Annotated in this window: 11 protein-coding genes and 1 tRNA gene; 3 read left to right on the top strand and 9 right to left on the bottom strand. The window is 71.5% G+C overall.

The features are described from left to right. The 5 genes from FM110_RS00385 to FM110_RS00365 form a co-directional block, all read right to left on the bottom strand. Window positions 1–800, bottom strand: an 800-nt coding sequence (locus FM110_RS00385) for a class II glutamine amidotransferase (protein ID WP_087101583.1), incomplete at its 3' end; no start/stop codon positions are given. A gap of 55 nt (window positions 801–855) precedes the next feature. Further along, window positions 856–1,698: an amino acid ABC transporter permease gene (locus FM110_RS00380; RefSeq protein WP_087101581.1), complete on the bottom strand. Its 843-nt coding sequence runs from the start codon at window positions 1,696–1,698 to the stop codon at window positions 856–858. Further along, on the bottom strand, window positions 1,695–2,378 hold the full coding sequence (locus FM110_RS00375; RefSeq protein ID WP_087101579.1) for an amino acid ABC transporter permease: 684 nt from the start codon (window positions 2,376–2,378) through the stop codon (window positions 1,695–1,697). The genes FM110_RS00380 and FM110_RS00375 overlap by 4 nt, the downstream gene beginning before the upstream one ends. A gap of 67 nt (window positions 2,379–2,445) precedes the next feature. Continuing rightward, window positions 2,446–3,441, bottom strand: a complete 996-nt coding sequence (locus FM110_RS00370) for a glutamate ABC transporter substrate-binding protein (protein ID WP_087101577.1) — start codon at window positions 3,439–3,441, stop codon at window positions 2,446–2,448. Between the two features lie 55 nt (window positions 3,442–3,496). After that, a complete protein-coding gene (locus tag FM110_RS00365; RefSeq protein WP_087101575.1) occupies window positions 3,497–4,258 on the bottom strand; it encodes an amino acid ABC transporter ATP-binding protein in 762 nt (253 codons plus the stop codon). Window positions 4,259–4,454: 196 nt separating this feature from the next. On the opposite strand from FM110_RS00365, the gene FM110_RS00360 reads away from it, so the two are divergent. Beyond that, on the top strand, window positions 4,455–5,378 hold the full coding sequence (locus tag FM110_RS00360; protein WP_087101573.1) for an isoaspartyl peptidase/L-asparaginase family protein: 924 nt from the start codon (window positions 4,455–4,457) through the stop codon (window positions 5,376–5,378). On the opposite strand, the gene FM110_RS00355 is transcribed toward FM110_RS00360, so the two are convergent. Beyond that, on the bottom strand, window positions 5,379–6,179 hold the full coding sequence (locus FM110_RS00355) for a hydroxymethylpyrimidine/phosphomethylpyrimidine kinase (protein ID WP_087101571.1): 801 nt from the start codon (window positions 6,177–6,179) through the stop codon (window positions 5,379–5,381). It abuts the gene before it with no gap. 177 nt (window positions 6,180–6,356) lie between these two features. Here FM110_RS00355 and FM110_RS00350 point away from each other — a divergent pair, with 177 nt between their 5' ends. Continuing rightward, the gene (locus FM110_RS00350; protein WP_234991797.1) at window positions 6,357–6,926 is read left to right on the top strand and encodes a GtrA family protein; all 570 of its coding nucleotides are present in this window, start codon (window positions 6,357–6,359) and stop codon (window positions 6,924–6,926) included. Between the two features lie 62 nt (window positions 6,927–6,988). Beyond that, window positions 6,989–7,261: an HPr family phosphocarrier protein gene (locus FM110_RS00345; protein ID WP_087101567.1), complete on the top strand. Its 273-nt coding sequence runs from the start codon at window positions 6,989–6,991 to the stop codon at window positions 7,259–7,261. A gap of 538 nt (window positions 7,262–7,799) precedes the next feature. On the opposite strand, the gene ptsP is transcribed toward FM110_RS00345, so the two are convergent. The 3 genes from ptsP to FM110_RS00330 all read right to left on the bottom strand — a co-directional run bounded on the left by ptsP (window position 7,800) and on the right by FM110_RS00330 (window position 11,036). Next, window positions 7,800–9,518: a phosphoenolpyruvate--protein phosphotransferase gene (gene ptsP, locus FM110_RS00340; protein WP_087101565.1), complete on the bottom strand. Its 1,719-nt coding sequence runs from the start codon at window positions 9,516–9,518 to the stop codon at window positions 7,800–7,802. 480 nt (window positions 9,519–9,998) lie between these two features. Beyond that, window positions 9,999–10,556, bottom strand: coding sequence for an NYN domain-containing protein (locus FM110_RS00335; protein ID WP_087101563.1), 558 nt, complete (start codon window positions 10,554–10,556; stop codon window positions 9,999–10,001). A 392-nt stretch (window positions 10,557–10,948) separates the two neighbouring features. Next, window positions 10,949–11,036: transfer RNA gene (locus FM110_RS00330), tRNA-Ser, on the bottom strand. Window positions 11,037–11,146 lie beyond the last annotated feature (110 nt).

Raw genomic sequence — 11,146 nt, 5'->3', positions numbered from 1 at the left:
GCCTGGGCCGGGGCGAGCTCGAAGCCCTCGAGCGGGGAGCGCACGTCCACGCCGAGCGTGCCGCGGTGGATCGTGAGCGCGTTGCCCTGCGGGATCGAGACGAAGGCGTCCTGCGGGTAGCCCGAGGAGCTCACGATCACGCGATGCTCCTCGACCAGGCAGCGCAGGTCGTAGGTGTCCCAGGTCGAGTCCTCGAGCAGCTGGGCGGGGTCCGACTGGGCGTAGGCGACGAGCTCGTGCGGTGTCACCACGAGGCAGTTGAGCCCCTCGGGGTAGCGTCCGCCGAGCTCCTGGACCCACTGCGTGACGTCCTGCGCGGCGCGCTGCACGGCGAGCGCCCAGCCCACCTCGCGGGCGTGCGCGGTGACGAGCGAGAAGTAGAGCTCGGAGTCCGTCGTGCCCTGCACGCCGCGGCCGCCGCGCGCCAGCACGCGCTCGCGGAACCCCTCGGGCATGTCGAACTGGCCGTTGTGGGCGAACGCGACATCGCCCTCGACGAAGGGATGGGTGTTGTCGAGCGAGAGGCCCAGGCCCACGCTCGCGCGACGCAGGTGCACGATCACGAGCTCCCCGTCGGCGTCCGCGACCGCCTGGCCGTACTCGTTCGAGACCCGGGCCGTGTCGATCCCCTTGCGCACCTCGAGCACGGGCGCGGACTCCGACGAGTTCGAGGAGTACCAGGCCACTCCCCACCCGTCCTTGTGCCGTTCCGAGAGGGCGGTGAACAGGGGCAGCTCGTCGGGGACGGCCTCCCTGAGGGGGGTGTGCTCACGGGTGACGACGCCGAGGAGACGGCACATGGGGCAGGACCTGCTTCCGAGGACGGGCGGAGTGGGACGGGCGCGGGCGGGTCGGTCAGTCGACCAGCGAGCCCGTGGTGGAGGCGGCGCGCCGCTGCATGCGACGGTCCAGCCAATGCGCGAACTGGGTCAGCACGAAGTTCAGCGCGACGTAGATGAAGGCCACGATCAGATAGGTCTGGATCAGGAAGTGCGTGTACGCGACGAGCGACTTGCCCTGGTACTGCAGCTCGTTGTAGCTGACCACGAAGCCGAGCGTCGAGTCCTTGAGGAGGGAGACGAGGGCCAGGATCAGGCTCGGCAGGACCAGGCGGATCGCCTGCGGGATCACGACGTAGCGCAGGGACTGGGCATGCGTCAGGCCGATCGACGCGGCCGCCTCGGACTGTCCGCGGTCCACGGCGCGGATGCCGGCGCGGAACACCTCGGCGGTCGTGGCCGAGGACACCAGGATCATCGGGATCACGAGCATCCAGAACACCGGGAACGTGACGTTGAAGGGCGGACCCGGCAGGGCGAGCAGGAAGAAGTAGACGACGAGCAGCATCGGGATCGAGCGGAAGACCTCGATCCACGCGGTCGTGACCCAGCGCAGCGGCAGGAACGGGCTGAGCCGGCCGAGGGCCAGCAGGAGCGCGAGCGGGAACGCGAACACGGCGGCCACGGCCGTGGCCAGGAACGTGCCCTTGGCCCCCTGGCCGAGGAAGGCGATGTAGTCCGGACGCAGGAACGGTGCCCAGCGATCGGCCGCGAGCTGCCCGTTGACCCCGAACTGGTACAGGCCCACGGCGATCACGCCGAGGATCGCGAGCGCGCTCAGGAGCGACAGCAGCAGGATCCGCCGGCGCCCGCGAGGCCCGGGCTCGTCGAACAGGACTCGGGTGGCGCTCGCGCTCATGCTCCGGCTCCGATCCGCGTGGTGTGACGGTTGAGCAGGCGGGTCGGGGACAGGCGGCGCTCGAGCAGCCAGCCGACGAGGCCGCCCGCGAAGGCCAGGCACAGGTAGACGGCCCCGACGAACAGGAACATGAGCACGGCCTGCGCGTACTGGTTGTTGATCGCCTGGGTCTGGTAGGTCAGCTCGGGCACCGCGACGGCCGCGCACAGCGACGAGCCGATCACGGTGCCGATGAAGATGTTGACGAGCGGCTGGACCATCGTGCGGAAGGCCTGGGGCAGCACGACGAACCGGAGGACGCCGAAGAAACCGAGGCCGATCGAGCGTGCGGCCTCGGCATGGCCGATCGGGACCGTGTTGATGCCCGAGCGCACCGTCTCGCACACGAACGCCGAGCCCGACAGCACGAGCGCGAGCACGCCGGTCCAGAACAGCGGGAGCAAGAGGCCCGCGTCGGGCATGCCGAAGGCGAGCAGCACGAGCAGGGAGAGCATCGGCATGTTGCGGAAGATCTCGACGTAGACCGTGGCGGCCCAGCGCAGCGGCGGGATCGGGCTGACGCGGCACACGGCCAGCAGGGTCCCGAAGACGAGCGAGAACGCGTATCCCAGGATCGTGAGCAGGCACGTCGTGCCGATCCCGTGCAGCAGGGCCGGGATGTTGTCGGTGATCGCGTCCATGGGCTCGGCCTCCTCTCATCGGTCGGTCCGTCGTGCGCGCGCACCGGCGCGCACGACGGACGCGCTGTCACTCGGTGGCGGCGGTGTCGCCGATCGTGGGCGGCGCCGGGGTGTCGCCCTCGACGACCTGGCCGATGGTGGCCTTCCACAGCTTGGCCCAGGTGCCGTCGTCGTAGATCTTCTGCAGGAAGCCGTTGACGAAGTCGAGGGAGTCCTCGTGGTCCTTGGACAGGCCGATGCCGTAGGGGTCCTTCGTGAAGGGCTCGCCGACCACCTTGAGGGAGTCGTCGGCGACGGCGTTGGACAGCAGGATCGACTGGTCGAGCACGTAGGCGTCGACGCGCTTCTGCTTGAGCGCGGCGATGCACTGGTCGTTCTCGGCGAACTGCTGGATGTCGGAGTCCTGGGCGTCCGGGACGTGCTTCATGATGGCGTCGTACCCGGTCGAGGCCGACTCGGTCGTGATCTTCTTGCCCTTGAGGTCGTCGACCGAGGTGATCGAGTCATCGTCCGAGCGCACCTGGATGGCCGCGCCCGAGGAGTAGTACGGGCCCGCGAAGTTGACCTTCTCCATGCGCGGCGCCGTGATCGAGTAGGTCGCGACGACGACGTCGACGGTGCCGTTCTGGAGCATGGTCTCGCGGGTCTCGACGGTGGTGTCGAGGTAGTCGATCTTCTCCGTCGAGTCCTTGCCCAGGATGTACTGGGCGAGCAGCTGGGTGATGCCGGCGTCGAAGCCGGTCACCTTGCCGGTCGACGGGTCTTTGAGCGAGAAGATCTGGCCGGTCGTGGTGCCGCCGCGCTTGAGCTTGCCGGCCTCCTTGATGCCCTGGGCCCACTCGCTGCCCGAGACCGTCGCGTCGTCGGCGACGGGGCCGCCCGCGATGATCTCGTCGTAGTCGGAGCCGACGTTCGAGCCGCCGCCTCCGTCGGAGCCTCCGGAGCCGCCGATGGCGGGGGCGTCGGAGCCGCTCGAGGAGCACGCCGCGAGCGCGGCGCCGACGGGCAGGAGGGCGGCGGCACCCAGCAGGGCGCGGCGCGAGGGGCGGGTCGAGGGGTTCATCGGACTTCTCCGTTCGAGAGGGACTGCGGACTGCGGTGGCGCACGGGCGCCGGGATCAGTGGGCCAGGATCTTGGACAGGAACGCCTGGGCGCGCTCGGAGCTGGGGGCGGTGAAGAACTGCTCGGGCTCGGCCTCCTCGACGATCTCGCCGGAGTCCATGAACACGACGCGGTCGCACACGTGGCGCGCGAAGCCCATCTCGTGCGTGACCACGAGCATCGTCATGCCGGCCTCAGCGAGCTCCTGCATGACGTCGAGCACCTCCTTGATGACCTCGGGGTCGAGGGCGGAGGTGGGCTCGTCGAACAGGAGGGCCTTGGGCTGCATGGCGAGCGCGCGGGCGATCGCGACGCGCTGCTGCTGGCCGCCGGAGAGGGCCGCGGGCAGGTTGTGCTCCTTGCCCTGCAGGCCCACGCGCGCGAGCAGCTCCATTGCCTGCTTCTGGGCCTCGGCCTTGGCGACGCCCTTGACCTTGATCGGGCCGAGGGTCACGTTGTCGACCACGCGCATGTGCGGGAAGAGGTTGAAGGACTGGAAGACCATGCCCACCTCGGAGCGCAGCTTCGCGAGGTCCTTGCCCTCCTCGGGCAGCGGCTTGCCGTCGATCGTGATGGTGCCCGAGGTGATGGTCTCGAGCCGGTTGATGCAGCGGCACAGGGTGGACTTGCCGGAGCCCGACGCGCCGATCAGGGCGACCACCTCGCCGCGGTGGATGTCGAGGTCGATGTCCTTGAGGGCCTGGAAGTCGCCGAAGTACTTGTCGACGCCGCGCACGGAGATGAGGGCCTCGCCGCTCGAGCTCACATCGTTCGTCATAGGTTGAGAATGAGCCCCGACCCCCGATGTGTCCACCCGGCGAAACTCGGATTCACATATCGAGACCACTTCGTGACCGGAGCCCGCCGCGGGCGCCGGCCGTGCGAGCGCCGCGTCCTCCGGCGGTCCTACCGTGGAGGCACGGCCCTCCCCCGCCCACCATCCGGGCGCACACGCCCCGACCCCAGGAGATCCCATGACTACCGCCCCGCGCACCCTCACCGCACCCCTCGACGAGCGCGGCTTCGCCCTCGTGCTGCACGGCGGCGCGGGCGGACGGGTCGAGGAGCTCTCGCTCGAGGTCAAGGCGGACTACGACGCGGGGCTCGCGGCGGCGCACCGCGCCGGCGAGGAGGTGCTAGCCGCGGGCGGCGCCGCGCTCGACGCGGTGTGCGCGACGGTCGCCGCGCTCGAGGACGATCCGCTGTTCAACGCGGGCCGCGGCGCCGCGCTCACCGCGAGCGGGCGGGCCGAGCTGGACGCGTCCGTGATGACCGGCGACGGCGCGGCCGGCGCCGTCGCCGCCTCGCGCTGGGCCCGCAACCCGGTGCAGGCGGCGCGCGCCGTCATGGAGCGCACCGACCACGTCCTGCTGGTCGCCCCGGCGGCCAAGCTGGTCCGCTCCTGGGGGCTCGAGACCGTCGACCCCGAGCACTTCGTGACCGAGGCGAGGCTCGCGCAGCTCCGGCGCGTCCTCGCCGCGCGCCAGGAGGCGCCGCGCCACGGCACCGTCGGCGCGGTCGCGATCGACGCCGAGGGACGCATCGCCGCCGCGACCTCGACGGGCGGCATGGTCGGCCAGGCCGACGGCCGGGTCGGGGACACCCCGATCATCGGCGCCGGCACCTTCGCGCGCGACGGCGTCATCGGGGTGTCGTGCACGGGCGAGGGCGAGGCGTTCCTGCGCGGAGCGGTCGCCCACGACGTCACGGCCCGCATCGCCTACGCCGGCCAGGAGCCGCTCGCGGCGATCGAGGCGACGATCGCCGCGGAGCTCACGGCGCGCGGCGCCTCGGGCGGCCTGATCGCGGCGGGGCCGACCGGCGTCGTGGTCGCCCACAACTCCCCCGCCATGTTCGCGGCCTACCGCGAGGGCGAGCGGCTCGTGACGCTGACCTGATCAGCCCGCGTAGGCGCCCTGGTAGACGGCCTCGAAGGGGGCGTGGCCGCCCTGACGATGCGCGATCGCGCTGTCGACGACGGCCTTGGCGGTGCGCGCGGCCTCGAGCGGCGTCGCGCCCTTGGCGAGCTCCGCGGTCACGGCCGCGGCCAGCGTGCAGCCCGCGCCCGAAACGCGCTCCTCCCCCACCTTCGGACTGCGCAGCTCGACCATCTGCTCGCCGTCGTAGAACACGTCCACCGCGTCCTCGCCCGGCAGCACCACGCCGCCCTTGGCGAGGACCACGGCGCCCGAGCTCTCGTGGATGCGACGCGCGGCCTCCTTGAGGTCCTCGACGGACTCGATCGCGTCCATCCCGGACAGCGTCATCGACTCGAAGTGGTTGGGCGTCACGAACGTCGCGAGCGGCAGGATCCGCTCCTTGAGCGCGTTGTCGGTGTCGAGCGCGGCGCCCGGCTCCTGGCCCTTGCAGATCAGCACCGGGTCCAGCACCACGTGCTTCCACTCCTGGGCGTCGAGGGCCTCGGCCACGGCGTCGATCGTCGCGGGCGTGCCGAGCATGCCGATCTTCACGGTGTCGATGTCGTGGACGGCGGTGGAGGCCTCCACCTGGTCCTTGATCACCTGCGGGTCGACGGGCACGAAGCGGTGGCCCCAGCCGTTGTTCGGATCGAAGGAGACGATGCAGGTCAGCGCCGCGGTGCCGAAGGTCCCGAGCTGGTGGAACGTCTTGAGGTCGGTCTGCGCGCCGGCGCCTCCGGTGGCCTCGGAACCGGCGATGGTCAGGGCGACGGGGATCATGCGGAGCCTCCTGAGGGCGGGGACGGGAACAGGGGGAATGCTACGCGCGCGATACCGACGATGACGCCCGCTCTCACCAGCAGTCCCCGCACGGAACGGACCGCCAGCGGAGAGCCGCCTCAACGACGACAGCGGAAGGGCGGCGCCGCTCGGAGCAGGCCCGGTACAGTGCGGCGCGTGCCGTCCTCTCCCGCCGCCCCGAACGGGCCCCTCGCGCGCCTGCGCGCGCTCATCGCGCGGCACCTCGGATCGAGCCTGAAGTTCCTCGTCGTCGGCGGCGTCGTGTTCTTCGTCGACGCGGCGATGTACAACCTGCTCGTCTTCTGGCATCCGGTCGACGGCTGGGGGCACGGCCTGCTCTTCTCCCATCCCGTGACCGCGAAGGTGCTCACGATCGCCTTCGCGAGCGTGCTCACCTACCTCGGCAACCGGCTGTGGACGTTCTCCGACCGCTCGGTCGCCCGCACGGGACGCTCGATCGTCGCGTTCGTGATCGTCAACCTCATCGCGTCGGCGCTGCAGCTGGGCTGCCTCGCCTTCTCCCGCTACGTCCTCGGTCTCGACTCCCCGCTGGCCGACAACATCTCCGGCACGCTCGTCGGCCAGGTCGTCTCCACGTCGTTCCGCTACGTGACGTACGGGCGCTTCGTCTTCCCGGACTCCGCAGGCGAGGGACCGGCAGCGGCACCGGCGCCCGAGAGCGCGGGCGCGAAGACGCTCAATACCACAGCCGACGGGCGCCGCTGACCGCGGCCACGGTTTCCCTGTAGCCTGTCCCCACGACGCAGTACCCTCCGAAAGGTATTCCCATGGCAGAGCGCACCGTCAAGATCGCCAGCTCGTCCGGGCTCCATGCCCGTCCGGCCGCGATCTTCTCCAAGGCCGCCGGCGAGCAGCCCGCACAGGTCACGATCGAGAAGGTCGGCGGCAACCCGGTCCAGGCGTCCAGCATCCTCATGCTGATGACCCTCGGCGCCGGTCACGGCGAAGAGGTCACCCTGCGCGCCGAGGGCGAGGGGGCCGAGGAGTCGGTCGCCGCTCTCGCCGCGCTCCTCGAGAAGGACCTCGACGCCGACGCCTGAGCGTCACCCGTAGCACCGGCCCCGGCTCGTCGCCGGAGGCACCACGAGGGCCCCTGCACGCCACCCGGCGGCAGGGGCCCTCGTCGTGCCGCACGGCGTCCGGTTGTGGCGTGCGGTCTTGGCGTGCGGTCTTGGCGTCAGGTCTTGGCGTGCGGTCTTGGCGTCAGGTCTTGGCGTGCGGTCTTGGCGTCTGGTCTTGGGGTCCGGTTGTGTCCGTTTCCGTGTACATCGCCGCCGTCTTGGACACGGGATCGGACACAACCCCGGCTGGTGCGCGTCACCGGTCGCGGCGGGTTCACCGCAGGGCTCCTGGGAGCGCCGCGAGGCACCGGTCCGCGCAGCCACGACACGACGGAGGCCCCGCCCTGACACATACAGCCGCGACACGACGAGGCACGGGTCCGCACAACGAGGCACCGGCCCGCACAGCCTCCGCACGACGACACCCCGGCCCGTACGGCCGCCGCAGGACGAGGCCCCGCCCCGCACGATGGTGCGCGGAACGGGGCCTCGGATCGTCAGGCTGCTGAGCCCGGGCTCAGAGGCCCAGCTCCTCCAGGATCGGCAGACCCGCGCGGACCGCGTCCTTGGCCTCGTCTGCGGTGCGGGCCGAGACGGCGGCCTGCGCGAGACGCTTCGCGTCCTCCAGCGAGACGCTCGAGAGGACCTTCGCGACGGCCGGCAGGGAGCGCGGCGTCATCGACAGCGAGTTCACGCCCAGGCCCACGAGCACCACGGCGAGCGCCGGGTCGCCCGCGGCCTCGCCGCACACGCCCACCGGCTTGTTCGCGGTGTCGCCGAAGGCCTCGGGGTCGCCGCCCGCGGCGCGCGCGCCGGTGCAGGTGGCGCCCACGAGCGACAGCACGGCCGGCTGCCACGGGTTGTTCAGGTGCGCGAGGGAGCCGAGCATGCGGTCGGCCGCCATCGTGTACTGGGTCAGGTCGTTCGTGCCGATCGACGCGAAGTCGCAGGCCGCGAGCATGCGGTCGGCGGTCACGGCCGCGGCCGGGGTCTCGACCATGATCCCGGCGGGCGCGATGGAGCGCTCGCGGCACATGCCGATGAAGTCCTCGACGTCCTCGACGGTCGAGATCATCGGGGCCATGACCCACACCTTCGCGTCCGAGGCCTGCGCGGCCGCGGCGATCGCGTCGAGCTGATTGGTCAGCACCGAGCGCTTGGCCCAGGAGGTGCGGTAGGCGCGCACGCCCAGCGCCGGGTTGGGCTCGTCGGCGTCGGTGAGGAACGGCAGGGGCTTGTCGGCCCCGGCGTCGATCGTGCGGACCACGACCTTCTTACCGCTGAAGTGCGCGAACGCGGCCGCGTAGGCCGCCGTCTGCTCCTCGACCGTCGGCTCCTCCTCGCGGTCGAGGAACAGGAACTCGGTGCGGAACAGGCCCACGCCGTCGGCGTTCGCGGCCGCGGCCTTCTCGGCGTCCTTGGCGCTGCCGATGTTGGCGAGCATCGCCATGCGGGTGCCGTCGGCGAGCACTGCGCCGCCGCCCTCGTAGGTCAGCGGGTTCTCCTGGAGCCGCGCCCACGCCTCGGAGAGCTCGCGCTCGCGGTCGCCCACCTCGTCGGAGATGACGCCGCGGGCACCGTCGACGAACACCTCCGTGCCGTCGGCGATGGCGTCGATGCCCTTGGCCGCGACGATCGCGGGCAGGCCCAGCTGGCGGGCGAGGATCGCGGTGTGCGACTGGGGGCCGCCGTCGGAGGTGACGAGCGCGATGACCTTGTCGGGGTCCAGCGTCGCGGTGTCGGCCGGGGCCAGGTCGATCGCCAGCAGCACGAAGGGCTCGGCGGCGTCGGGGATGCCAGGGGCCTGCTCGCCGCGGAGCTCCGCGACGATGCGCGCGCGCACGTCCTTGACGTCGGCGGCGCGCTCGGCCATGTAGCCGCCGAGGCTCTCGAGCATCGCGGCGACCTGGTCGCCGGCGTCCCACACGGCGCGCTCGGGCGTCACGCGGGTCGAGGAGATGAGGCCCTCGGCGGTCTGCACCAGGGTCGGGTCAGCGGCCATCTGCGCCGTCGCCTCGAGGACCGCCTTCGCGTTGCCCTCGGCGCGCTCGGCCCGCTGGGCCAGGGACGCCTGGACGGCGGCGGCCGCCTCCTTGATGCGCGCGGACTCGACGGCGGGATCGGCGTCCGCGGGGATCTTCTCGTCCGCCGAGGGTGCCGCCACCGGCGGGGCCATCGTGCGCACGCGGCCGATCACGCGACCGGGGCTGACTGCCACTCCTGAGTACTCGGACATCTGTGTCCATCCTTCCGGGACGTCGCCTGGTGCGGGCGGCTCGCGGGGCCGCGGCTCATGGTCGGGTCGGTCTCCGGGGCGAAGACCGGTGGGGCCATCGTACGGGCGGGTCCTTCGGACCCATCCGGGACGGTCGGCCTGCGGGATCGGAGGTCCCGGCACTCGGCATATCGACGCCCCAGGTCAGCGGACTGCGAACGATCACAGACTAGATGGGGCCGACCGCGGATTCGCGACGGGCGTCACACCGCCGCGGGAGACCGGTGACGTTTCAGGCTCCGATGGGCGCGACGCACGAGGAGCTGCGATCCCGATCATGGCCTCGGAACCCGCATGCCCGCGTCCGGCGATGGGCCCAGGCACGCCGCCCCGCTCTCGTCGACATGCCGGAGACGGGCCCTCACGAGGCTGGGTCCGTTCGGTGCTCGCGGTGTCGACGCCGGGGTCGCCGCGAGCCGCAGCTCCCGGTCCCGACGCGCCTCAGAGGTAGTCGAGCGGGTCGAAGTCCGCGATGTCGATGACCTTCAGGCGCGGCAGCTCGGCGGTGAAGGCGTGCACGTCGTACTCGAGATCGAAGAACTCGACGCGCGAGATCCGCCGCAGCTCCGAGGACAGGAACTCCGAGAAGCCCATGATCGCGGTGCGGCGCTCCGGCGTCTCGGCGAGGCGCTGCAGCTGGGGCGCGAAGTCGCGGTCGTGGCTGACGAGCACCACATCGTCCTCGCGCTCGAGCAGGGCGTCGGCCGTGCGCTGGATCGCGATGTCGACCACCTTGCCGTCCCCCCGCAGCATGATCGGCTGATACCCCATCGCCACGAGCGCCTGCACGAACGATGCCGGCAGATCCCCGTCGACGGCGAGGAAGAACAGCCCGCGCACGCCCTGGCGCCATTCGCGCTCGATGAAGCTCAGCAGCTTGTTCCAGCGGGGACGCTCCTCCGGGTGGGGGCGCCGACCGAGGATCGACATGCCGAGGGTGGCGTCGATGTTCTCGCCGTCGATGAGCAGGTAGGTCTGGCGCGCGTCGGTGGCCGTCATGGGGCCAGCGTACGGGGCGGGAGGGCTGACCAGATGCGGGGCCCTGCGCGAGAGCGGTCGAGCATTGGCGGTATAGCGGGGGCTGCGACGATATCGTCGCAGCCCCCGCTATACCGCCATCTCTCGACAGAGCATGCCGACCCCGCTGCGTGCGGGGCCGCCGGACGGTGCGCCGCAGCCGCCGCACGGACCAGAACCGGTAGTCATGCGTGCAACCGAGGTCCCTGGAGAGCCCGTCTGCACGCATGACTACCAGTTCTCGCAGCTTCCCCCGTGGCCGGCAGCATCCCCAGCGGCCGGCAGCATCCGCCCGCGGTCGGCCATGCATGACGAAGCCCCCGTCGCGATCCGACGGGGGCTTCGTCGACCCGGGTGAAACCCCAGGTCAGGAGCGGTAGCGGCGGGATTTGAACCCGCGGTACGGGGTTACCGTACACAACATTTCGAGTGTTGCACCTTCGGCCGCTCGGACACGCTACCGCCGATGAGTTTACCGATCGTTCCCCCGCAGGCCAAACGGGTTGCCGCACCTGCGACACAGGTCACCGGTGCGCATCGCCCGGGCGCGACGGATGCCCGGATGCCCGGAT

The organism is Brachybacterium nesterenkovii, assembly GCF_900163655.1.
GTDB classification, from domain to species: Bacteria; Actinomycetota; Actinomycetes; order Actinomycetales; family Dermabacteraceae; genus Brachybacterium; species Brachybacterium nesterenkovii.
The sequence above is the reverse complement of the archived record's forward strand: the minus strand, read 5'-3'. Positions and strand labels throughout refer to the sequence as shown.